Source organism: Candidatus Hydrogenedens sp., assembly GCA_035361075.1.
GTDB lineage: Bacteria > Hydrogenedentota > Hydrogenedentia > Hydrogenedentales > Hydrogenedentaceae > Hydrogenedens.
The window spans coordinates 22,276-47,709 of sequence record DAOSBX010000010.1; the positions used below are offsets into that span (position 1 = coordinate 22,276).

Consider the following 25,434-nt stretch of genomic DNA (forward strand, 5'->3'; position numbering starts at 1 on the left):
TTGATCTTCATTATGTTTTATTCTGTTACTTCAAGCACATATATATCCGACAAATTTCGAAACCGTCCGTTATAATCCATTCCATAACCAACCACAAATTTATCCTCAATATGAAAACCAACATAATCAGGAGAAATATTTACTCCATTTCGTTCTTTCTCTTTCTCAAGCAGAACACACAGTTTTATCGATTTAGGTGATTGTTGTTGTACCCACTCCTTTATATAACTCGTTGTTAACCCTGTATCAAAAATATCCTCCACTAACAAAATGTGTTGTTGACTGATTTTATCGGTTGGCAAAATATCTACAACTAACTTTCCTGAGCTTTGTGTTCCAGTATAACTCGATACTTTTATAAAATCAATCGAATTTACAGGTGGAAGGTTCCGAAGCAAATCTACAGCAAAGAATATTGCGCCTCGCAATATGATTATTACATGCAATTCCTCATAATTACAATCGTTAAGAATTTCCTCAGCAAGTTCAATAACCCGCTTTTGTATCGTTTCCTTAGAAATTAATGGTGGTCTGATGAGTTGCATGGAGTTACCTCAATTTCAAGTATTCTACGGGTTAGTGTTGTAATCGCTGCAATTGCACTTGGCGCATAACCTACAATCCATATAATACCGTGGGGAGTTTCTAATATCGGAATTTGTTCGCGTTCTGGAAGAGGCACACCTAAATCGATGAAATAATCACTCAATTTTCTACTATTAGCCATACCAAGTGGTATAAATTTATCTCCATTTTCCCTTTTTCGTACCCAGACACCATCAGATAATACATCCGCATCAAATACTTGAAGATTCGGTTTACAATATGATTTCCAATCGTAATTTTTAGGCAACATTACAATACGAGCATTAAATAAAAAGCCATATGCCTTAGTAACTCCTGGTATTTTAAGGCGTACTATCTGCCTATCATTTTTTTGTGAATTCTGCAATACTATTTCTGTCCATTCTTTACCATTGTATAGAAGGTATCCCTGCCCTAAATCAAACTTCTGCCCAGTTCCACCTGTTAATATAAATTGTGATGCAGAAATAACACGTTCATATGTGCATTCAATACCCATTTTTTGGAGTAGAATTACAAGACAGCGTCTACGTATCGCTTCATGGAACTCAGCGAAGCGTGCCCTTGAAATTTTTCTGGAAGTTATAATTACCTGCATTGCTTGTTCTGCTTGTTTTGATAAATATTCACTCTCACATTGTTGTAATTCAATCAAATGCAAGATAGCATCTCTAATCTTTTGGTTATAAGTACGTAATTCAGGTATCAAAACATTTCGAACTTTATTACGGAAGTAATCATTCTGAAAATTCGACGCATCTATACACCAGTCCACACCTCTATCCCTTAACCAAGTTTCTATCATCCCCTTACTACAATAATATAAGGGTCTAATAATACGTATACCTTCCTCAATCCGCACAATTGGGATTCCTGTCAAACCCAAAGGTGTTGTACCTCGTATCATTCGCATTAAGACGGTTTCTACCTGGTCATCTGCATGATGACCTGTAGCTATCACTTGACATCCTCTCAACCGAGCGATATCTAATAAGAAACGATACCGAACCTCTCGTGCATATTCCTCAAAAGAACGACGAAAACTAATGGCTTCTTCTTCTACTGGTCGCGATTTTAAGTGAAAAGGAAGTCCTAATTTTTTTGAGAGTTGTGCTACAAATTCGGCATCTTTTTTACTTTGTCCCTGTCGCGTCTGATGGTCAAAATGAGCCACTTCCAATTGATAACCTAAATCAAAGAGAGCATAAAGCAAAGCCACTGAATCTGCACCACCAGAAACAGCAACCAATATCTTCTCTTCTGAGGAAACCAAATCAAATTCTGATATTATTTTTTTTACATTTGCAATAATCATGTAAATTTTACGACAAAAATATACGTTAATTTGGTATATTATTTACAATAATAAAAAATTTAAATATTTTTAGTATTCTTTTTTTGGTATGTGGAGCGATGATATTTTATTATACTTTAAAATAAAACGGAGTTTCAGTAATGAGTGATGATTCGCAAATCCCGAAAGATAAATTGCGGCTTTGTCCAATCTGTCGTATGCCCATCAGCGTATGGGCTATCCGTTGTAGATTTTGCGGGGAAACAGTAGGACGCCCCAAAAAGGAAGTAGAAACATTTACTATCGAAGATTTAGGGGGAGAAACTCCGACGGAAAAAACGTTGTCTCCCGAAGTTTTAGAGGCAATAGAACAATTCCGACAAGAACTTTTGGAAACACCCCCTGAGGAAGAACCTCCGTCAATGTGGAACTTATGGGGGACTCGACAAACTACTAAAAAAACAAATCATGCTCATAAAACTACAAAAAAACCAACAATTAATCCTGTTCGATGGATTATTACTTTTTCAATCACTGTCCTATTTATAATTATGCTTTACTTTTTCGGTCCTTCAATTTGGCATAAAACAAAACTTTTAATAGAGGGTACGCCAAAACCTTATCCTGATTATCAGAATCAAGCTTTAAACATGCTTGAACGGGGAGAACCTATTGAGATGGCTCTTGCAGAAGCACTAAAAGCATACGAAATAGCCCCATCTGACGAAAATAAAAACATATTAAATCAAGTTAGAGAAAAATTAATTAACCATATTGAACTTTTACTAACAAAAGACCCTTATAATCCAAATGATTTCACAGAAGCGTCAAGGATAGGATCTGAAGTAATAAAAATTGACTATGACCCAAAGATACAAGAGATATATCGCAAGGTTATGGATGAAATATCGGCATACAAAATGACCTTGAGACAAATAGATGTTCAAAATAAAAAAGCCACTTTTACATTAAGTAATTTAAGTGAGCAGACTGTATCTGAGGGAGACCTTCTTCAAGAACGATTTTTAGTAAAGCAAATATTATCATCACGAGTTCGACTTGAAGATACCAAAATAATTATTGAAGGGAAACCAAGACGGTTGTCCATATCTCTTATGAGTGAAATTAAGGCAGATTATTAATATAAATAAAAAAACAGAAAGGTAAAGATATGAAACACTCTAAACTTATTATTACTCTTGTAATTTCTGTCGCTCTTCTTGCTTCATGTTCTACTATAAAAAGGTGGCGAGGTGATAAACCTGATATATCCACCAAGAACGACGTGGCAAGTTCGGAATCAATAAAAACACCGACAAAGGAAGATTACCTCAGTGATCTTCAGGAAATTATAAAGAACGAAATTAAATCCTCTTCCGCAACAAACAAAAATCAGGTATACCGTAAACGACCCTATTTTTGGAAAAACTATTCCGTATACTCTAACAGCGATGCCCCTTTTGATATTCAACTTCAAGAAACAGACTCAAAATCAAAACCTTATATCGCTAAAATAGTTCTTGAAAAAACTCTGTATTACACACGACTTCATAAAAATCATAGAGATGCGGAGGAAGACAATAATTATATTAGGAGTATCGGAAAAGAAACTTTGACCTATGAACTTCGAAATGGTCGCTGGACAAAAATTGGTTCTGTGTTTGTTCCAGATAAGACTGAAAAGAAAATAAATAATGAATGGGTTCCACTTAGAGAAGAGGAAATTCAAAAAGAACAACCAGAAGAACCCAAAAAAGGTTGGCTAAATCGTATCCGTTCATGGATTTTCTAAAGAGGTTTTTCTGTGTTCAACAGAGGAAGAGATAGGCTCTTATCATTAATTATAGAAGCCCTTATCATTCTTAGTAGTATGTTATGGGCTATATCTGGTTTACAAACTGTATTCCTTGGGGATTCTTTAACGAGTCGTCTCGCCACAGTATATGCACTCACGTACCATCACACATGGTATCTTAATCGCCCTCCTGCTTTGCCTCCCAATCCTTTTGAGAATAAAACTGTCGATAAAGTTCAGGGGAAACTTGGAATTATTTCAAGCAAACCTCCCATTCTCTCTCTATTGATGACATTAGAATATCAAATTATAAAAAGGGCAGGGTATTCCCTCGATAATCAACAACATCTAAAACCTATTGCACGAATTTTAATTTTTATCAACGTAATAATTCCTTTTTTCCTTGCCAGTGTCTGTTTCTGGAAGTTTCTCTATGAAATTAAAACTGGCACTTTAATACGAATGTGCTCACTGTTATCTCTCCTTTTTGGCACACAATGGTCAGCATTATCTTCACATTTTACAAATCATGTTCCAGCTACCGCATTTTTAATCATGGGTATTTACTTTGTATGGAAGGTTTATAATTATTCAAACGTGCCAAAATACTATTTGTTCCTTGTTGGTTTCTTCGTTTCTCTTGTCTACACAATTGACTTACCTCTTACGATTTATATAGCAAGTGGAATTCTATTTCTTTTATACAAAAGACCTCTTCGTCTTTTAATCCCAATTACTATTGGTGCAATGCCAATCTTATTAGTGCATTTTATCATCATGTACTCTATTACAGGTAATATTCTCCCCGTACAAATTAGCCACGAACCATTTCTTTTTGAGTCGTCTTATTGGAGGCATCCTGCTGGACCAGATGCGTTACATCATCCAAAATGGCTCTATGCTTTTAATATTTTGATAGGGGCTAAAGGTATCTTCTTGTTGTACCCTGTCCTTATTTTTGGGCTGTGTACCTGTTATCCAAGTATATGGAAACGTGTATCAAATGATATAAAAGTGGCTTGGCTTTTTTTTATATTCAGTTTTATTATTATTAATCTTTACTATATTTTATCGACCAATAATTATGGGGGGGTATCTTACGGGTTCCGATGGCATGTTGGTTCTATGCCGATATTGATAGGTGCCAGTCTCCCTTTTTTAGAAGGCAAAAAGAAGAATGCTGTGTTTTGGTGTATTTATTTAGTGTTTCTTGTTGTTTCTTTTTATTCTATGTACGAATGTAGATGTTGTCCATGGTCAATTGATAAGGAATGGACCGTTCGTTGGATATTTGGACCTTTATCCTAAATCATTAATTTTCTCTTGATTTAATAGTTTAGAAACGAACTCGAGTTCCTGGGAATGCTGTTAAACTAAATTCAACGCTTATATCTGTTCCCCGTTCTCTTTCTGTCCAACGAAGTCCAATATCCCAACAATGTAGATTACGTCTGAGTTCATACGTTTGCCTACGAAGTTGGTCATTTTCAAGGTCATAAATATGTTCAAAGGCAACAGACCATTTCTCTGTTAACTGATACCCTAACCCATATAAAATATCTCTATTGAAAACAACATCTTCCGTCTCAGCAAGCATAAATCCGATTCGTCCATTGGTTCTCCCTGAAACAAGAGTATTATCAAAATAAAACAATCCTAATAGACGGGTGTAATCCCCTGAAATTAAATCGGTATTTCCCCAGAAGAAATGGTTTCCTTTCTTTTCCCATAACCATTCATCCATCCAATCATGTATAGATAATCTATCAATACCTCTGAGCTGTTGATACCATGGAATTTCTTCTGAAACATGTTTTTCGCCTACAAACTGCACGCCATACCATTTACGTGGTCTTAAATCCATTTCTACCTCATAATCATCCGACTTATGATACTCATTCCAAAAATCATTTCCCTGATAAAGAGTAATTCTTGCAACTTGCCACACCTCCTGTGTCTCTGAATCCTTCCCATAAAAGATATTATCCAACTTTGTTTCCAGGCGTGTTTGCCCTGTAACAGTATCGAGTGGGTCGAAATAATAGCGATCCTCTATATTGTATGCAGACGGGGTTCGGTATGATAGTGTCAATGAAGGTAAGACAAGATGCTTAAAAGCGGAAAAACCTAAGAAACCATCATAAACACGAATTAAACGCGATTGTAATGTTACTCCAAATTTTTGGGATAATCCGCCAATAGTATCATCCTGCTCTGTTTGTTCAGAATACCATGTAATTTGACTTTCTGTAAATGGGGTAACCTTAATCGGTCCCAAAGGCTTCAAATCATACGTTAAACGAGCGATGTTCACCGTACGGAATGCCTCATAATCGTATGGTTCACGACGATTATATGCATTAAACGTATCAAAGGACAGGTATACATTTGAAAATAATGGTTGTTCTAACCAATGAAATGTTACTTCTGGAAGCCGTTCTGTTTCATGAACCCAGCCATGAGTGCCAACACGCGTTGTTGCAGTGGCAATATAATTTGGCTGTCGATAAGTTAGATTGACAAAGGAACGGGGTTCTGTTCGGTCTCTATATGTCTTATAGAAAAAGTCTTTATAAAACTCTTCATCTCCCCAATGTTCTATTTGCCCTAATACAACTAAATCGTCACTTGGCTCGAACCGATGTTTCAAATGAATATAACCACGCTCTTCTGTTGTATATAAACCATGAATTTCGCCTTTTGTTCTGTACATAAAAGAGGTAGGCGTTTCCATAAAATCATAATAGACGTCACCACCAAAGCCTACTCCTTCTTTCTCTGTCGGCATCATTCGGGGACCTAATTGAATATTTTCATTAAATTTATATAAATAACCCACATTTAAGTAAGAACCTATTTCCGATTCCCTCCCCGCATCAATATCAAAACCACCAAATAAACCTCCTTCACCTCCCCAAACAGGTAGAAATAATGGTGTAGTAACTTTCCCTATTTGTAGGCGAAGATACTCAGCTTGCTTTAATCTGCCTCCTTCAACGTCTAATCGTCTCACCTTTACACGATAATGTGGAGGGTCATGGTCACATGTTGTAAGCCAGACATCCTCCGCAGTAAATGTGTTTTCTCCTTTTAATTGTAGTGAACCTGCTTGAAAATAGAAGGGGCCAATAACTCCCTTTGCGTTTTTCATGTCCCCTGTTCGTTTCAAAAAATCATACTCAATCCGCTCAGCGAAAAAATCTCTATAGGGGTCTTTAATGGATAAAAATTCTGCATAAATTTTCCCAGCCGTCAATCTTTTCTGTGCCAATTCCTCTTCTGTTAAAGCAGGCTTCAAGATGGAAGGACTATACCGAATATCCTCTTTTGAAGGGGTTTGATAAATTACCCTATCTGCTTGTAAAACAGCATCTTTTTGAGTAATTCGGACATTGCCCAATGCCTCGACCTTCTCTGCCTCTCCTGCGTATGAGAAATAGTCTGATTCAAAAAGGAGTTCCCCTAATCGAAGGTGAACATTCCCTTCCATAACTGTTGTGTTCGTATCTATTTCCCTATGCATACGGTCCGCCTTAACATCCTTAAAAGGTTGCTTCCAATCAGGAGGGACAAAACCTTCCGCTTCTGAACCTAAACTTAATGGTTGTGTAAAAGCATCCCTTAAAGAACGAGGTTTCATATCTAACATAGGGTTGATAGAAGGTCTACCCGTCATTGGAGCACGAACCCTTTCCATCGGCGGATATCTACGAATGATCGTGCCAACCACAGGTTCTGCTTCTTTTATTTCTGGTTTTTGCGGGGTAGGATTATTGAAATTTCTCTTCACCTTTTGTTTTTTGGAAGGATTCTGTTTCCCATTGTCAGACTGCTGTTCCAATGTTTGTTGTTTTTCATCGGTTTTTTGATTTGTCGCTTCAGCCTGTGAATATGACTGAATACATAAAACAAAAATAAATATACTAATAATAAAAACCCCATTAATTTTTTTTATAAGAAAATCTTCTTTAAGAAATGTCACACTAAAATCTCCAGTTTATTGCTCAGGGATTAAAACCCAAAAAGCAGGAATTTTCTTTTTTGTTTCACTTTTCTTTTGTGTATTTCTTTCTTCATGCTTGGTATCTTCGGTATTACCAATGTTCTCTTGTTTTTGCATTTGTTCCTCTTTTGCAGGAGGTGCTTTTTCTATCCCCTGATCCTTAGCGTCATCCGCATAAGAAGACATCAAAAGTGAAAAAGATAGGACTATCATGAGTAAAAATACAAATATTATTTTCCATTTATTACTCATTTTTTTTCTCCATACTCTTAATAAATGTTAAAACATGTTCTAAAGACTGGACTCCGTTTGCACCACCCATAACTTGAACTGTTAAAGCTCCCACAGCATTAGCTATTTTTGCACATTCCAACAAGGGATAACCTGAAAGATATGCAAACAAAAATCCCCCACACGAGGCATCTCCTGCACCTGTCGTATCCACAACAGGAACCGGATAGGCTGGTAATTGAATTCGTTCATCTTTACTCTTAACTAAAACACCGTATTCTCCCATCTTAATTACAGCAATCTCGACTCCATAACTCATATAAAAATCCGCTATATCCTCTGGCTCTTGCCTACCAGTATAATGGCGTGCTTCTTCTAAACTGGAGAAGATTATATTTGTGTGCCTTAATGCAGGCTCAATGTGAGGTAACCAAATTCCTTTGCCATCATAGCACGTATCAATAGATGTTTTTACCCCTAAAGAACGGGCTTTCTCAAATATCCTGCCAATAGGTTCCCCATCTAATTTCGGAGTTATAGAACTTCCACCCCAGTGCAACATCCGGGAGGAGGTAATGACATTAAAATCTAAATCCTCGTCGCTAACACTTGCATTAGTTCCAACATGATGTAAAAATGTCCGTTCCCCTTGAGAATTAATAAGTACAACTGTAGCTGATGAACTATGCTCTCTTGTTCGTTTTACACCATCTACATTTACACCCGAAGAAGTCAATGCTTGTAATATAAAATCTCCAAATCGGTCTTCTCCTAATTGACCGATAAACGCAGATTTACCTCCTAACTTACTAAAAACCACTGCGGTAACTCCTGCAAGACCTCCCAAATATATTTCTAACTGAGGCACAAGGGAAAGCGTACCCTTATTAGGAAAAGTATCCACAGGTTTCACCATCACATCTGCACAAACAACACCTACAGTTACAAGGTCAAACTTCATTTGCTTTTTCCTCATAATATATATAAATGTTATGCCTAATAATTGCCCAAATTTAATATCAGTATACCAATATTTTTCTTAAATTTCAAAAGGGACATTTTCTTCCTCAAAACTAATTTTTATATGTAGAAAAGCATCATAGACAACTTTATTGTTATAGGACATTTTAAATAATAATTGTGATAAATAAAAAAATATAAATTTCGATTGCTATTTATCAATAAAATAAAATATAATAAAATAGTAAAATTAGGGCTGTAACTGAGTTAAATTTTTTGATAATTTTATTTTTGGCTGAGTGATGTTGAAAGGATAAAAATTTCCCAGTATAAAAGTAGGATTTCTCACTAATGAATCTGGAAGAACATTTAAAACTTTTAAATGAAGCTTTACAACTTGCTGAAATTGGAATTATTCGTTATAGGATGGATGGAGAAATAATTTTTGTTAATCAACCTGTAGTAGAACTATTCGAGCTTGATACCATTTATTCATCTACGGAAGAAATCATTGGAAAAAACATTTTTGATATACAGCGATATATTTTACCTCCAAAATTAATACGAAAACGTTTACAAAAAGAAGAGAGTATACGGTCGTTTGAATATCCATTAGAAACACTTCGTGGAAATAAAAAATGGTTTCTTCATTACTCCTATTTAGTAAAAGATGAAACACTTCAAGAACCTTTTATTCAAGTTATTTTGCAAGATATTACAGAACTCAAAGAAACTAAAAATAATTTGGAAAGTACAGTAAACCGCTTCGAAGCCATACTTAATCTGGACAATAAAATTGCAATTCAAAGTTTTGATAAAAATTACAATGTTATCGTATGGAATAAATATTCAGAAATGTTATATGGCTTACAGAGAGAAGATGTTAAAAAAATTGATGATTTAACGGCGTGTTATACAAATGAGCAAATTACAATACTAAAACAACAATTACAACTTCTCTTTAATGGTAAAACTGCTGAAAGCCTCTTTTGTTGGGATATACAGACAAAAAGTGGCGAAGAAAAATGGGTTCACCTTACTCTGATTCCAGTTATCCGCAATAACACAGTTGATGAAGTTATATGTGTACAAATTGATAATACAGAAGAGCAAAAACAAAGAAAAGAACGAGAAAAATTCCTTGCCCAAACAGAGCATGTTCACAGATTAGAAAGTATTGGTATTTTAGCAGGGGGTATTGCCCATGAATTTAATAATATTTTAATGGGGATTATGGGCCATGCTGAGTTAGCATTAATGTATGGTGAGCAATTACCAAAACGTGTCCAAGATAACCTTGAACAGATACGTAGAGCCACTGAACGTGCAGCAAAATTAACTAAACAATTACTTACTTATGCTGGTAAAGAAAAAGAGATTATTCAAATCTTTGACTTCAACGACATTGCAAATAATGCAATTGAACTGTTCTGTAAATCTGTACCTAAAAATGTAAGGATATTACAACAAATACGTCCAAATCTTCCCTTGATTGAAGGTGATACTGCCCAGATTCAGCAAGCAATAACACATATTCTGGTAAATGCATTAGAAGCATTAAAACCTGATGGTGGCGAAATTATTATTGAGACGGGTAAAAAATATTTAAATGAAACAGATTTAAGACAATTCAAGTGCTCTGATAGAGCCAATCCAGGTGAATATGCATTTATTTCCATAACGGACAATGGAATTGGAATAAAAAGGGAAGATATAGAGAGAATATTTGAACCGTTTTTTTCAACAAAATTTTTAGGACGAGGCTTAGGCTTAGCATCAGTATCTGGAGTTATAAGAACACATAAAGGGGCAATAGACATTAAAAGTACCGAAGGGGGAGGCTCTATATTCACTCTATATTTTCCTGCTTATACAACGCAAAATATCAAAACTGTAACTGTAAAACCGACTATTTTAGTCGTTGACGATGAAGAGGAATTGCAAAAATTTTTCAAAATCATACTACAGAAGGAAAATTATAACGTGATCTGTGCCTTAAATGGCTATGAAGCCATAGACAAAGTAAATGCTTTTCATGAACAAATTAAATGTATTATTTTAGATATAAAAATGCCAGGAATTGATGGTTTTGAAACACTACGACAGATTCGACAAATTCTTCCTAATGTTCCTGTATTAGTATCTACAGGTTACTCTGATTATAATATTGACCATTTAGATGCAGACCTAAAAATCAATGATTTTCTAATGAAGCCTTTTAGAGCAAAAGACATCATAGAAAAAATTAAGAAAATAATCTGACCAAATATCAAGTAAAAGCTATTTAATATCCCTGATAATTCTATTTTATTTAATAATCTTGTTCTACTACTTTTTATGATTGAGTTGAGAAAACTTTTTCCTTAGATTTAATTATCCGTGTTAAAAATGTATTCGTAGGGCAGGTAATTCCAACTATTTCCCCTAATTTACATATAGCTCCATTTAAGGCGTCGATTTCGGTCTTTCGTCCTTGCCTTAGATCTTCACGCATACTTGCATAATGTTCTGCTGTTGGTGGAATAAGTTTATAAAATAAATGTTGCACGTACGCCTCCCATGTTGGAATTATCATAGGTATTTTTTTAGCACTTGCAACCGCATATATTTCATAAATGACCTCTTTCATCATTGTTTGCGTTTCTTCCGCGTCAAGAAGTTTTCCATACGGGACATCTAAGATAGCAGAGAGAGGATTTAGAGCAGAATTATAAGCAACCTTACCCCATATTAACCCTTCGATATTATCTGAATAGATTGTAGGTATTCCCGATTTATCCATTTGCTCCGCTATATTTTTAACCACTGCCTCCTCTGGACCTCCCTTAAACCTACCTAATGCTGTTGGTTCTGCAATAACAGTAACATGAACAAATCCTGGTTTTAATATTCGACTACCGAAAATAACCCTTGCTGGTATCGTTCTTTCCATACCTACATATTGGGCTATTGTTTCTACATTACCAAGTCCGTTTTGATACGAACAGACAAATGTCTCAGATCCCAAGATTGGCAGTATACTCTTTACCGCTTCCTCAGTATCATAAGACTTAACAGCAATAATAATTAGGTCAAACAATCCTTTCCATTCCGCCAAAACGGTAGTACTGGTTGCTAAACCTAAAATATGATGGTTTCCCCAGATTCCAGAAATATACAAGCCCTCCCTTTGAATAGGCTCCATCAATTCTTGTCTTCCTAACAACGTTACATTATGTCCACTTTTCTTTAAGAATCCACCAACAACACATCCTAATGCACCTGCACCAACGATTAATACATGCATCCATTTTACTCCTTCTCACAATCCAATATTAATTATGACCTTTCCAAATTTTATCAATAGTGTTTATTATCTCATTTATGGTGCAAGGTTTGCGAAGACAAGCAACAATTATATCCTTATACTCTTTTGGTATTCCTTCCTCTGGAGAGTCACTGCACACAATTACAGGGATTTTCTTCATTTTTTTTCGTATATATTCCAATAATTTTTTCTCGCCCGTCTCTGTAATGCCGAGGTCAAGTATTACCAGTTTTATATCATTATCTGGAGATGAGAGAACATCCAAAGACTTATCTATATTATCTACACATAAAACGTCAAATCCTTTCATTTTCATGATTTTTTCAAATACATTTTGTAATATTGAATCACTCTCAACCAATAGTATTACATCTTTTGCTTTCTCTTTTTCCGCTAAAGTATTTACTAACGCCTCTTTTAGCAAAGCATGTGGAAATATTACTATAATCTTCGTCCCTACACCCAATTTACTTTCTACTTTCATCCCCCCTTGATGTCCCTGAACTATACCTAATACTGTAGATAAACCTAAACCCCTCCCTAAAAATTTGGTGGTAAAGAAGGGGTCGAAAATCTTATCCATATTTTGTGGGTCAATTCCTTCTCCATCATCTTGAATGGTTAACTCAACGTAATCGCCATCTGTCAAACCTAACCCTTCCATCACAAAAAGGGATAACATTGTTTTATCATAATGAGCAATGCGTGTCTGAAGCATAATTGTCCCCCTTTTATTATCAATTGCCTCAGCTGAATTTGTAACAAGGCTCAAAATGACTTGCCTAATTAAAACCCTATCACATTGAATTGTGGTATCTTCTTTACAAAGGTTAATGTCTAAATTAATTTTCTTTGTTATTGCAGTCTCTAAAACTGGTTTTATATTTTTGATAATATCGTTCAGTTGCTCAGGCTCTTTTTGGATAGCGAAACTTTTTCCAGAATAAATCATCATTTGCTTACATAATTCTGAGGCACGAGTGATAGCATCTTGAATGTTTTTATGATGCACCATTACTTCGTAAGGAATCCTGTCAGAGGGATATTCTGCTTCCTCTAAATCTAAATGACCCTGCATTACCATAAGAAGGTTATTAAAATCATGGGCAATACCACCCACTAAAATGCCAAGACTTTCCCATTCCTGAATTTGCCACAGTTGTTCTGTTTGCCTCTTTCTTCCCGTTATATCTCTGACAATCCCTGAAAAACCAATAACCCGACCTGATTGATTTAATATTGGCAGTAAAGAAGCTTCTACAATCTTTTCTACTTCTCCATTTTTTGTGGTTAAGCTCCATTCATATAGATTTGTTGTTTTTTTAGACTGTTTTACCTCCTCTAATAAATTAGAAACCTTCGATTGTTCATTAACTTCTATGAAATCAATCAAATTTTTATTAATTAAAAATTTAGGGTCATCAAAGCCAAATATTTCACTCAGGGCTGGGTTTGCAAATCGAATATTTCCGTTTAAATCGATTTCGAAATAGCCTTCAATTAACGACTCAATAATATTACGGTATCTTGCCTCACTCTTTTTCAAAGTTTCCTGAGCAATAACTTCGGATGTTACATCACGAATGATACTATCATACCCAACCAACTTTCCCTCTTCATTAAAAATAAGCAAACACATATTCCGTATCCAACGTATTTGCCCATCTTTTCGTATTATTCGATGAGTAATAGGTCCTTTGTTTTCACCTCTCATCAAACTTTCTGCAAAGTCCAAAACCAACGGCTTATCTTCATCATAAACCATTTCATACCAGAGATATGGATTTGCCTTAAAATCTTCAATCGTATATCCTGTTACCGCTTCACATCCTGGCATGTGGATTGTTTCAACTACCACTCCGTTTTCTATCTTTACATGATAAAAATAATCAGTTATTGAATTAACAATCCGACGATATCTCTCTTCACTTTCACGTAGCTTTCTTTCCGTTTCTATTCGCTCTTGCATATTTTCACCTATAGAAACAATCCACAAACGACTTGTCACCCGAAAAAGAATTGGGATGTCCAACCACCGAATATAAATTTCTTCCCCTTTTTTATTAAATAACGGATGACCACCTAAATACGGTTTTGGGTTATTTCTCATTTCTTGAATATATTTGCGAAGTGGTTCTTTCCAAGCTTCTGGAATTGATATATCTAAAAAGTTCCTACCAAGAATCTCTGCCGATGAATAACCCATTACCTTCTCAGATTCATGATTAAACCCCAAAATTTTTGTTGAAAAATCTTCATATACCTCCCATAACACATACATCAACGGGATTTCTTCAAATATAGTATTTAATATTTCCCTAATGAAATTTATTCCTTCTCCCTGCTTCTTCTCAAAAATAGATGTAATATCAACCCATGTCCAACCTGTTATAACCCCATCCTTTTCCTCCTTTAATATCCATCCCTCTAACTTTGCCCACTTGGTTTTACCACCTTTTGTATAATATGCAAAATCATCAACCTCGATATGTCCTGTTTTTCTGACGTGCTCTAATATATCTGAAAATGGACGAAATGGTTTAATTAAACTATCAATTTTAACGCCCTGAAGTTTCTCGTCTGATAAGCAATCCCAAAACGACCGTATCCTCTCATTAAATTCAACTATTCCACCAGCCTCATTTAATATAACAATCCCAATTGGTAAATTTGATGAGACCAAGTTTAACCAATTTTTTATTTGTGCTTTACCTAATTGGGGATTCATAGAGAAAACACTTTATTTATGAGTATTTCTTTTGGACATTTTCCGAATATCCGTTATTATAATAATTAATATCATGTATTAATATTATAATACTAAAACTAATATTATATAATTGTCAAATTTATTAACTTGGTATTTATATTATTTCAATATCTTTTTTAAAATTTTCACTAAATCAGCTGGACGGTAAGGTTTTTGTAGGAATCCTGCTGGCTTAATGTTAGAACATTTCTCAGAAATATCTTGTTCTGAATATCCACTACATAAAATCACAGGGATGTTAGCACAAATCTCGTTCATTTTTTGGAACACTTCAAAACCATCCAACTCAGGCATTGTTACATCAAGTACCACGCCTTTTAAATCATCTTTATGTTGGTAAACTTTTTCTAAAGCCTCCTTACCATTTCTTGCTAAAATAACTTGGAACCCCAAATAGGATATCGTTTCCTCAGCAACTTGTAAAACGCTTTCTTCATCATCAACCAATAGTATCTTTCCCACATATTGACTTGTTTTTAGCCCTTGCTTTCCCAATTGGCTATTTTCAGCAAGATTATTTTCTGTTATTATTTTTGCCACAGGGAAATAGACCTCAACTGTAGTGCCTCTACCAAGTTCACTTTCCACCCGAATTGTCCCTCTATGGCTACGCACAATTCCAAGGACTGTAGCAAGCCCTAAACCTCTACCTGTAAACTTAGTCGTAAAGAAGGGGTCAAATACTTTCACCAATACATCTGGAGTCATACCACAACCTGTATCAGAAACTTTGAGGCATACATACTTCCCCGCAGGAACGTTCTCCAAAAAACCTCCTTTTTTAATTTGTTCTTCCGTTAAATCTACTACCTTGACAGAAACATCGATACTCCCTTTAACATCGCCTAATGCTTCAGAAGCATTTGTAATAAGGTTCATAATAACTTGATGTATTTGGGAAGCATCACCTTGAATTGCAGGTACTTCTTTCGGTAAATGGTACTCAATCGTTGCTTTTTTAGATACAATTGCAGATAATAACGGAGCCATCTCTTCTGCTTGTTCGGACAAATTCATCGGTTTTTGAGTTATCGTACCCTTTCCAGAATAGGCTAACATTTGCTTTGTTAATTCCCCTGCTCGTTGGGCAGATTCTTCAATCCGACGCAAATATATTCTTAATGGGGAGTCTTCGGGCAATCGTGCTAAAACTAATTCGGCATTTCCCAAGATACCGACAAGTATGTTATTAAAATCATGTGCTATACCACCTGCAAGAACACCTAAACTCTCCAATTTTTGTGTATGCAGGATTTGAGCCTCCAATTGTTTCCGTTCTTCCTCTGCTTTTCTACGGTCTGAAATATCACGTGCAATTCCCTGTATTCCCACAGGCATCCCTTTCTCATAGATAAGGCGAGTACTAACCTCAATAGGGATTCTATTACCATTTTTTGAGATAATCTCCAATTCGTATTTTGATATAGGTTCGCCCTCTAATTTCTTTTTTATCCTCTGTTTTACTTCTTCATGATACTCTGGAGCCACTACTTGAAAAATATTTAACCTTAAAATTTCCTCCAAAGTATACCCTGCGGTATTTAGTCCTGCTTTATTTATTGAGGTAAATCTCCCATTCAAATCATGAGTGTATATAATATCATTTGCATTTTCAAAGATTTCCCGAAATTTTTCTTCTGCTTTTTGGATAGTTTTAATTGCCTGTTTCCTCCAGCGAATATCCCTCAGAAAAACCATATAAAAAGATCGACTGGCAAGGATAAAATGCCCCATAACACATTCAACAGGAATTTTTTCTCCTTTTTCTGTCAGTATATCTGTTTCTACTATTTCACCAACATTAAAGCCTTCTGCTGGTTTAAGTTGTTGTAGATATTCTTCCCACTTAGGGATAAACATCTGGATTTTTTGATTTAGAAGTTCCTCTTCATTTTCAACACCGAATAAACTTATTCCACCGCGATTGACACTCATGATGGAGCCCATTTCATCCACCGAAACAAGTGCATAAGGGAGCATTCGCTCTAATAATTCATACTGTCTTCCCTGCCGTCTTTGTGTCTCTTGAACACTATACCATAAAAAAATCCAACTCAGCTCACTTATTATCATATTTAGAAGTGGTATTGCCTCTGCCTCTGGCGTATCTTTACTTGTGCTCGCTAATATAATGAAACCTGAGACTTTATCGCCATTATAAACAGGACCAGCATAAATTTTTACGAAACCTTTATCTTGAAACCCTATTTTTAATTCACTCATCAAAGAAGATACTTCTACAACCTCTTTTTTACTCAAAATTTCAGAAATAATAATATTATCAATGGTTATTTCCCGCAATGTTTTAAGTAACGATTCATCTAAACCTTCTGATGTAATTAATCTGGCTTTTCGTTCTGATAACCTAAAAATAGCCCCAGCCTCAAAAGATATAATTTCAAGAGTGTTCCGTAGAAAGTCTCCAAAAACGTCTTCTTCAGGTATGCCCCGAACAAGGTCTTCACATATCCATTGGACATAGTTTTTTAGATATTGCGTAGCTTTGTTAAACAACTTTGTGCGATGTGCTGTGGTAATTTCCTGACCCAACATTATCAATGTTTTTTCACTATCACCACCAAAATAAAGGGGAAGACATGCCCATAAAATTAGAAGCCGTCGCGAGTCTTTCGTCAATACTTCCCCTTCAAATGAAAATGGTGCCATATCATCTACTCGTTCACCACCCTTAATGAATCGGATTGTCTCCTCTTGAATTTCTTCAGGTATGAACACATCAAACCAATTCATGTTCTTAACTTCCGAAGGAAGCCAACCTGTTAACTTTTTAACATAATCATTTACATATAAAATCTTTCCAGAGTGGTCAATCTGAAGTACAAGGATAGGCAATGCTTCTATAACCTGTAAAAGATGTTTTAATTCTGTCTCCTCAAACCTCCAAATCTCGTTTCTTGTGTCTTTTATTGGAAATAATAGAAATAAAACCCTTTCTTGCTGTTTTGACTCTTTCTGAATCCTAATTCCTAAAATACCAATTCTTTCTGACTCGCCTTTCTTCTTCGCTGAATGTATCCTCCAAACTTGAATCCAATAAAAGGCATCTTCAGGGATGAGAACTCCTTTATAAGGATAAATAATAGAAACATATTTGTTTACCAACTCCCCTATTATATTACCTCCTCTTGTTTTGCCTGATAGTCGCTTTTTTGTCTCTGTATCACAACTTTCAATAACCCCGTTTACTTGACATATTAAAAAACTAATTTCTGACTTTTTCAATATTTTCAATATTTCCCTCATGTGTATGCTATTCATACATTTTGCCTTCTATTAAATTTTGGTAGCCATAAATCTATTTCATACTAAATATTAAAATTCAATATATTCCTTTTAAATTATATATAGAGTTAAATCCTTTTGAGACCTTTAATCATACTGTTTTTATTCCCATTATTTTGTTTTAGATTTGCCTCAGTCAATATAACTTTTTATTTGCAGGTAATGTAAGCCATTATGTTTTTTTATTTATCTTCGGGAAAAAGAGACGGGGTATCCGATGTGGGGGGAGTTAATCCAAAATGTTTGTATGCCAATGGTGTAGCAACCCTGCCTTGGGGTGTTCGCTTTAAAAAACCAATTTGGATAAGATATGGCTCGTGGACTTCTTCAAGAGTCTGACGTTCCTCACCAACAGCAACTGCAAGTGAATTAAGCCCTACAGGTCCACCTGAAAATTTTTCAATAACAGTTTTCATTAAAAGCCTATCCATATCATCAAGCCCTAAATCATCTATTCGAAGCAATTTTAGGGCAGAGTTAGCAAGTGCCAATGTTATTGTACCGTCACCTTTAACCTGAGCATAATCCCGAACCCTACGTAGCAATCGATTAGCAATACGAGCTGTTCCTCGTGAACGTCTTGCAATTTCCAACGCTGCATCTTCATCAATCGGCACATTTAAAATTCGCGATGAACGAAGTATTATTGTTTGTAGTTCCTGTGGAGAATAAAAATCAAGCCGACATGAATCCCCAAATCTCGCCCGTAATGGTGGCGTTAGTAGCCCTGCACGTGTTGTGGCTCCGATCAAAGTAAACGGTTTTAATCCTAACTTGATAGAACGTGCCGTCGGTCCTTTTCCCAACATAATATCAATTTCAAAGTCTTCCATAGCAGAGTAAAGGGTTTCTTCAACAGCACGATTTAACCGATGTATTTCATCAATAAATAAAATGTCATAATCATTCAAACCTGTTAATATGGCGGATAAATCCGCTTGCCGTTCTAACACAGGACCTGAGGTCTGATGTATTGTAACACCCATCTCATTGGCTAAAATTCGGGCAAGGGTCGTCTTCCCTAAACCGGGTGGACCATAAAGCAAAATATGGTCTAATGGCTCTTTTCTCTGTTTTGCTGCACGAATAGAAATTTGCAGTTTTTCCTTTACTGGCTCCTGCCCAGGAAAATCCTGTAATCGCTGAGGCCTAATCTGCTCGTCAAATGCGGTTTCATCTTCTATTGGTTCTGGAGCGAATATGTGTTCAGAACTCATGAATGGAACCCTCCTTTGAGATATCGCAATGCTATGCGAATTAAATCTTCAATACTTGCATTTTCACCTAATTGTTTTCTTGCGAAGGAAACCGCACTCTTAGCCTCACTTGCAGAACAGCCCATGGATACCATTGCCTGATATGCCTCATCTGTGTCCTGCAATACCTCTTCTCGTGGAGTCAGTAAAGCAGATAGTTCAATATCTTCTCCCATCTTATTGCGGAACTCCAAAATTAACCGTTGCGCTGTCTTCTTCCCTATTCCTGGCGCAGTGGCGATTAAATGATAGTCGTTTCCCATCACTGCCTTGCGAAAATCGTTTACAGAAAGCGTAGATAGTATGGCTATTGCCATCTTGGGACCAATCCCACTTATCGCAATAAGCCTTTGGAAAAGTAATTTCTGCTCCTCACTTTCAAAAGCATATATATCAACAGAATCTTCACGCCAAACAGTATAAACAGGGAACATCGCTTCCTCATTTACATGTACCTTGTTTAATAAACTAATAGGAACATTCAATAGATAACCCACTCCTTGAATATCTAATACTAAGGTATTCGTTCGAACTTTTGTTATCACGCCACGTAGATAATCAAACATATTTTTTCTCTCGTGTTTTCTTTATTGTCTCATAATAGAATAAAAAGTATAAAATACCATTGTAAAAAAATTACAATATATCAAATAATATTAAACTAAAGGCTTCTTTTATATAATAGTCTAATATTTTATCATGAAACCCGTTGATATTAGACAAGGCTATTTTTTACAAGGTATGCACAATGAAAATAAAATTATCCATATTATTAATACTAACACTTGTTAGTTTTCTATGCCCATTTGCTGAAAATAGTCCTACTGTAAGTGTTCAGGAAGCTCAAGAAACAGAAATAAAAGATAATTCTACTGTCGAAGTTCAGATAAAGGATAATAAAACACAGGAATCCTCAACAGTATTTGTCAACTCAAATGAACGTTTATTTCGCGAACTTCAAGATATGAAAATAGCCCTTCAACAAATACAACAAACATTAGATTATTTAGTTAACCACGTTATCGCAGATTTAGAAGCAGAAAATCAACGTCTTCGAGATGCATTACAAAATTCTGGAGTTAACGTTATATTTCCAGAAGATCTTAACAACAGAAAAGATAGCACAAAATTTATTCCAGGCAGTACTATTAATAATACCCTTCAAACTCTCAACCCACCCATAGATAATCTTGACAATCAAAATAGGGAACAACAATCGCAAGATACTACTCCCCAACAATTCTCATTTCGGGTAATAGAAGAATGGGGACGAAATCCTGAAGTGGTGAAGCAACTCAATACCAATGCACCTTCTGTAAAAGGAGTGGTAGGTGTCGTCCCACCAGGAAGCTCAAAAGAACAACTTCAGGAATTAGCGAGGGAATTACGAAACAAATATGATGAATATGACAATATAAATATTGAGGTTTTCGATGATGAACAATCAGCACGAGAATTTGCTGAAAAAAATGTCAGGAATCAAGACCATAATGTTTTAAGTATTTCAAAACATAAAGAAAGTGGAAGAGATATTATCACAATCTATGGGGAAAGCCAGTCTCAAAATGCATCTATCCCCATAAGTTCTACCCCTGAAAACTAAAGACAAAACATAATTTGACCTATCTTTCTTAAATTCCGGTTTGACATTTACCCCTTTTTTATGGTATTACTATTATGCTAATTAGTAATACTAACAAAAATAAACTAATAATTTATAGGAGTGTTCATTATGAAGAAAACTGGTTTTACTCTTATCGAACTTCTTGTTGTCATCGCAATCATTGGCATTTTGGCAGCAATATTGCTTCCTGCATTAGCAAGAGCACGAGAAGCGGCACGCAGGTCCAGTTGTCAGAATAATCTAAAGCAATTTGGATTATCATTCAAAATGTACGCTAACGAAGCAAAAGGAGAAAGATTTCCTCCACTTCAACCTTTCACGAATCCTAATGGAGCTCCTCTTTTTGCATCACCGGACCCAGAAGGCTTCTTTCCTGAGTATATGAATGATTTAAATACTGCAAAATGTCCATCAGATACAGGTGTAGATGCGCAGGGGCAATATGTCGCTGCACGCATTCCCGATGGTTCTATCGAAGACCACATTAAAATTGCAGAGGAAAATAATGATAGATTAAGTGCGCGTTACTTCCGTGCCGCTGCATTAGGTCGTTCTTACTGGTATCACGGTTTTGCTATTACAAATATTGAGGAGTTCTACGGTATGTGGAACGCAACGGGAACACTTGTAGAAATAGAAACGATTCCTCCAGGAACTATAATTGGTGTTAACCCTGTTACTGCACCTGTAAAAAGAAAAAATTTTGATAACGACATTCCTGTTACCACAAAACTCCCATGGACTGCCATTTTAGGAAAAGGTTATGCAACAACCAATAATTGTGCTCGTTTACGAGAAGGCATTGAACGCTTTGCTATCACAGATATAAATAACCCTGCCGCTTCAGCACAGGCACAAAGTGAAATTATTATTATGTTCGACACATTTGGTAATCCCAATGATTCTGCAACTACCGGGGGAGGAGTTGTTTTCAACCACATGCCCGGTGGTTGTAATGTTCTCTACATGGATGGACATGTTGAATTTATCCGTTATCCATCCAAATTCCCTGTTATAGATGACAAGGATAACAACTATGGAATACCAAGGCAGGTAGGACATTTTGGGCTACAATAGAATTTAGGATTTATGTGATGAAACCTTCTTCAATCTTTACTTTTAGGCTCCTATTTGTTTTAGCAGTGTCGTGCTATATGTGGGGCGGGTTCTTATCGCCCCACATATACGCAGACAAACCTATTGTCGTTGGAACTTCAGGCATTCATTCCGCAGTTAAGGACCTGACAGGAAAAGACACAGAATTAGCGATTGTAGTACCTCCAGATTTATGTCCAGGGCACTTCGACCTCAAACCCAGTGACATAGAAAAATTCATTAATGCCAAGTTAGTTATTTTACATACATGGCAGAAAGACTTGCCTGCGATTAAAAGCCTTATTCGTGGGACAAATCCTTCCCCAGAAAAAGTAGTATATATTCAGGTAGAAGGAAATTGGCTTGTCCCTAAAAATTATATTCTTGGCTTAGAAAAAGTAGGAGCAGAATTAATTAAAGCTGGTTTATTAACAGAGGAAAGTTACAAACAGCAAATAGATAAAAGAAAAAAAGAAATCCTAAATTTTGAACAGCAAATATTAAATAATATAAAGGTTTTCCAGCCCGAGAATTTCCCAGTTATTACTTCGGTTTTTCAAAGTGATTTTATGAATTGGTTAGGCTTTAAAGTAGTAGCTACCTTCCCTCGAACAGAAGAAATTAATTTATCCTTATGGGGAGAAATTCTGAGTAAAGGGAAAAAAGAAAAAGCTAAAATTGTTGTTGAGAACCTCCAAAGTGGTGAAATAGAACTTGTAAAAAGATTAGCCTCCGAATTAAATGCTCAATCTGTTATATTGTCAGGTTTCCCTTATGCCTGTCCAAGTTGCAATTCATGGGAGGCAAGCGTGCAAAATAATATAGATATTTTGTTGAAAGCAGTAAAAAATACACATTAAGCGAATAAGTCAATTACATGTCAAGGGATGTTTTGTCTGAAAATATCATTATTCTAAAAAATGTTAGCGTTTATTACAATAGTCATACCGCTCTCGATGATATTAATCTATCATTCCGAAAAGGAGAATTTACTGTAATTTTAGGACCTAACGGTTCAGGGAAAACCACATTATTGAAGGTATTATGTGGTTTATGTAAATTTCAAAAAGGTTCCGTAAAAGTTTTGGGGCAAACTCCTTCTTCTTATAATTTCCTATTACGCAGAAAAATCGCCCATGTAGCTCAGGTAGAATCAATAGATCCAAAATTACCTATGACAGTTCGAGAATCAGTAGCTATAGGGAGAGGAGGAATTTGTGGGTTAGGTAAGCCTCTGACTAAAGTAGATTGGGACTTAATTGACTCTACAATAAAGTGGGTTGGTATTTCTCATTTAGCAAATAAACCCATCGGACAGATTTCCGGAGGAGAACGGCAAAAAGCATCTATAGCCCGTGCGTTAGTCCAACAGGCACCCATTTTACTTCTCGACGAACCAACAGCATCTATTGACCCCAATGCACAAAAAGACATTTTAGATTTACTTGAACATAGGATGGATTTACATCGATTTACGACGTTATATGTTACTCACGAATTAGCCATGATACCCAACCGATGCGACCGTGTTGTAATGTTGCAAAATGGTAAAATATGGGCAGATGGGAAACCTGAAGAACTATTGGTAGAAGATAAATTAAAAGATTTATATGGTGGGAATGGATTCTGTTGTTCTGGTAGATTTGGGTTTCACCATTCACACCATTGAAAGAGAAGTATAATTATGCATTATATATTAGGAATACCCGAATATCTGTGGCTCCCTATCCTTGCAGGACTTTTCTCCGGAATTGCTTGTAGTATTGTTGGCGTTTTTATTGTTACGATGCATTTATCCTTCTTAGGGATTTGTATTGCCCACTCTGCATTTACAGGGGCATTATTTGGGCTATGGGTAGGTTGGAACCCTCTGGCAGGGGCTATTTTATTTAGTCTTATTGCTTCTGCTATAGTAGGACCCCTTGCAGACCGAGGGGAATTAAGCCCAGACACATCTACAGGTATTGTCTTTTCAACAATGTTAGGATTGGCTTTTCTCTTTCTCGGTCTGATTCCTGGTTCTAAAGCCAGTGCTTTGAGTTTATTCTGGGGAAACATCTTAACCGTAACGCAGATTGACATATATATTTTAGCGGGCATAGCTATTTTTTTATTGCTATTATTTACTGTTTTTTATAAAGAAATTCATGCAGTTTTATGTCATCGTCAGATTGCTATGTATGTTGGAATACCAACCGCCCTTATTTTTTACTTGCTATTAATTGCCACGGGATTAACCATTGCAGTCTCTTTACAAACTGTGGGTGGTTTGCTAATTTATAGTTTGTTGTTAAATCCCTCCGCATCAGCACATCAACTTACCTACCGATTCAAAACGATGCTCATTTTATCCGTTCTCTTTGGTGTAATTTCTTGCTGGGGTGGAATTGCTCTTTCATACAAATATAATCTGCCTACAGGTGCTACGATTATATTAATCTCTTCTGTGATATTCATCCTATCTGCCATCTTTTCACCCAAAAGACAGATAAAAGGAACAAAAAATGTCTAACAAACAACCTATGTGCTCGGACAAACAATATCATCATCAAAAAGAAATTATAGATTTCTTTGACCATCATGCACCTCAATGGGATTCATATGTCTCTGAAGGTGTGTTGGACAAAGTAGAAAATCTTTTAAAAAATATTGATATCAAACCCACCAATACAATCCTCGATATTGGTTGTGGAACAGGGATTTTAGTCCCTTATTTGTGGAATCGTTTACAGCAGAACGGAACTCTAATTGAAGTGGATGTTTCACGTGAAATGATTTGGCATGGTAAAATGAAATTTAAGAAAATTCCATGTCATTGGCTAATCACAGATGCCCATTTCCTGCCACTTAAATCTGAAATTGCTGATGTTATTATCTGCTTTTCGATATTCCCCCATTTAATAGACAAAAAACAAGCTATAACAGAGCATAGCCGAGTATTAAAAAAGGGTGGAATCTGGGTTGTTTGTCATTCACAGCCCAGCAAAGCAATTAATGAATTTCATCAACATGTCGGCGGTGTTGTGGCTAATCATGTAATACCAGAGATAAATGAAATAACACAGTTTTTAAAAGATGCCAATTTAAACTTGCACCATTTTCAAGACAATGAAGAAGGATACCTGCTTATAGCGACACGCTAAAACAAACTGTTTAACATCATGCCTATCATTTTGATATAATTTCTACATCAACTTACCTTATCCCGAAC

General features: G+C 35.8%; 20 protein-coding genes. 10 read left to right on the forward strand and 10 right to left on the reverse strand.

Annotated features, from left to right (window positions below; genetic code table 11):
* Positions 1 to 17 precede the first annotated feature (17 nt).
* Both hpt and tilS read right to left on the reverse strand, forming a co-directional pair.
* Positions 18 to 545: a hypoxanthine phosphoribosyltransferase gene (hpt, locus tag PLJ10_04725; GenBank protein ID HOK08948.1), complete on the reverse strand. Its 528-nt coding sequence runs from the start codon at positions 543 to 545 to the stop codon at positions 18 to 20.
* On the reverse strand, positions 521 to 1,900 hold the full coding sequence (tilS, locus tag PLJ10_04730) for a tRNA lysidine(34) synthetase TilS (GenBank protein ID HOK08949.1): 1,380 nt from the start codon (positions 1,898 to 1,900) through the stop codon (positions 521 to 523). The genes hpt and tilS overlap by 25 nt, the downstream gene beginning before the upstream one ends.
* Before the next feature lie 140 nt (positions 1,901 to 2,040).
* Between tilS and PLJ10_04735 the strand changes: the two genes are divergently transcribed.
* Genes PLJ10_04735 through PLJ10_04745 form a run of 3 tightly spaced genes read left to right on the forward strand, consistent with a single transcriptional unit; the run spans position 2,041 to position 4,982 of the window.
* Entirely contained in the window at positions 2,041 to 3,021 is a 981-nt protein-coding gene (locus tag PLJ10_04735) for a hypothetical protein (protein ID HOK08950.1), read from the forward strand.
* Positions 3,022 to 3,050: 29 nt separating this feature from the next.
* Entirely contained in the window at positions 3,051 to 3,671 is a 621-nt protein-coding gene (locus PLJ10_04740; GenBank protein HOK08951.1) for a hypothetical protein, read from the forward strand.
* Between the two features lie 12 nt (positions 3,672 to 3,683).
* Positions 3,684 to 4,982, forward strand: coding sequence for a hypothetical protein (locus tag PLJ10_04745; GenBank protein HOK08952.1), 1,299 nt, complete (start codon positions 3,684 to 3,686; stop codon positions 4,980 to 4,982).
* A gap of 28 nt (positions 4,983 to 5,010) precedes the next feature.
* On the opposite strand, the gene PLJ10_04750 is transcribed toward PLJ10_04745, so the two are convergent.
* Genes PLJ10_04750 through PLJ10_04760 form a run of 3 tightly spaced genes read right to left on the reverse strand, consistent with a single transcriptional unit; the run spans position 5,011 to position 8,869 of the window.
* Positions 5,011 to 7,656, reverse strand: a complete 2,646-nt coding sequence (locus tag PLJ10_04750; GenBank protein HOK08953.1) for an LptA/OstA family protein — start codon at positions 7,654 to 7,656, stop codon at positions 5,011 to 5,013.
* 15 nt (positions 7,657 to 7,671) lie between these two features.
* Entirely contained in the window at positions 7,672 to 7,929 is a 258-nt protein-coding gene (locus tag PLJ10_04755) for a hypothetical protein (protein HOK08954.1), read from the reverse strand.
* A complete protein-coding gene (locus PLJ10_04760) occupies positions 7,922 to 8,869 on the reverse strand; it encodes a carbohydrate kinase family protein (protein HOK08955.1) in 948 nt (315 codons plus the stop codon). The genes PLJ10_04755 and PLJ10_04760 overlap by 8 nt, the downstream gene beginning before the upstream one ends.
* A 350-nt stretch (positions 8,870 to 9,219) precedes the next feature.
* Here PLJ10_04760 and PLJ10_04765 point away from each other — a divergent pair, with 350 nt between their 5' ends.
* Positions 9,220 to 11,130, forward strand: a complete 1,911-nt coding sequence (locus PLJ10_04765) for a response regulator (protein HOK08956.1) — start codon at positions 9,220 to 9,222, stop codon at positions 11,128 to 11,130.
* A 73-nt stretch (positions 11,131 to 11,203) separates the two neighbouring features.
* Here PLJ10_04765 and PLJ10_04770 read toward each other — a convergent pair whose 3' ends face one another.
* From PLJ10_04770 to ruvA, 5 genes are all read right to left on the reverse strand, one after another.
* The gene (locus tag PLJ10_04770; GenBank protein ID HOK08957.1) at positions 11,204 to 12,154 is read right to left on the reverse strand and encodes a ketopantoate reductase family protein; all 951 of its coding nucleotides are present in this window, start codon (positions 12,152 to 12,154) and stop codon (positions 11,204 to 11,206) included.
* Positions 12,155 to 12,182: 28 nt separating this feature from the next.
* On the reverse strand, positions 12,183 to 14,903 hold the full coding sequence (locus tag PLJ10_04775; protein HOK08958.1) for a PAS domain S-box protein: 2,721 nt from the start codon (positions 14,901 to 14,903) through the stop codon (positions 12,183 to 12,185).
* Between the two features lie 141 nt (positions 14,904 to 15,044).
* Positions 15,045 to 18,224 (reverse strand): PAS domain S-box protein, encoded by a 3,180-nt coding sequence (locus PLJ10_04780; GenBank protein HOK08959.1) that lies wholly within the window; start codon positions 18,222 to 18,224, stop codon positions 15,045 to 15,047.
* Between the two features lie 206 nt (positions 18,225 to 18,430).
* The gene (gene ruvB / locus PLJ10_04785) at positions 18,431 to 19,465 is read right to left on the reverse strand and encodes a Holliday junction branch migration DNA helicase RuvB (GenBank protein ID HOK08960.1); all 1,035 of its coding nucleotides are present in this window, start codon (positions 19,463 to 19,465) and stop codon (positions 18,431 to 18,433) included.
* Positions 19,462 to 20,070, reverse strand: coding sequence for a Holliday junction branch migration protein RuvA (gene ruvA / locus PLJ10_04790; protein HOK08961.1), 609 nt, complete (start codon positions 20,068 to 20,070; stop codon positions 19,462 to 19,464). The genes ruvB and ruvA overlap by 4 nt, the downstream gene beginning before the upstream one ends.
* A gap of 182 nt (positions 20,071 to 20,252) precedes the next feature.
* Here ruvA and PLJ10_04795 point away from each other — a divergent pair, with 182 nt between their 5' ends.
* The 6 genes from PLJ10_04795 to PLJ10_04820 all read left to right on the forward strand — a co-directional run bounded on the left by PLJ10_04795 (position 20,253) and on the right by PLJ10_04820 (position 25,366).
* Positions 20,253 to 21,107: a hypothetical protein gene (locus PLJ10_04795; GenBank protein ID HOK08962.1), complete on the forward strand. Its 855-nt coding sequence runs from the start codon at positions 20,253 to 20,255 to the stop codon at positions 21,105 to 21,107.
* A 129-nt stretch (positions 21,108 to 21,236) separates the two neighbouring features.
* Complete coding sequence (locus tag PLJ10_04800) at positions 21,237 to 22,205, forward strand: DUF1559 domain-containing protein (protein ID HOK08963.1); 969 nt, start codon at positions 21,237 to 21,239, stop codon at positions 22,203 to 22,205.
* Positions 22,206 to 22,222: 17 nt separating this feature from the next.
* Positions 22,223 to 23,083, forward strand: coding sequence for a zinc ABC transporter substrate-binding protein (locus PLJ10_04805; GenBank protein ID HOK08964.1), 861 nt, complete (start codon positions 22,223 to 22,225; stop codon positions 23,081 to 23,083).
* Positions 23,084 to 23,115: 32 nt separating this feature from the next.
* Positions 23,116 to 23,892: a metal ABC transporter ATP-binding protein gene (locus tag PLJ10_04810; protein ID HOK08965.1), complete on the forward strand. Its 777-nt coding sequence runs from the start codon at positions 23,116 to 23,118 to the stop codon at positions 23,890 to 23,892.
* Between the two features lie 15 nt (positions 23,893 to 23,907).
* Positions 23,908 to 24,735, forward strand: a complete 828-nt coding sequence (locus PLJ10_04815) for a metal ABC transporter permease (protein ID HOK08966.1) — start codon at positions 23,908 to 23,910, stop codon at positions 24,733 to 24,735.
* A complete protein-coding gene (locus PLJ10_04820) occupies positions 24,728 to 25,366 on the forward strand; it encodes a class I SAM-dependent methyltransferase (GenBank protein ID HOK08967.1) in 639 nt (212 codons plus the stop codon). The genes PLJ10_04815 and PLJ10_04820 overlap by 8 nt, the downstream gene beginning before the upstream one ends.
* Positions 25,367 to 25,434: the final 68 nt, after the last annotated feature.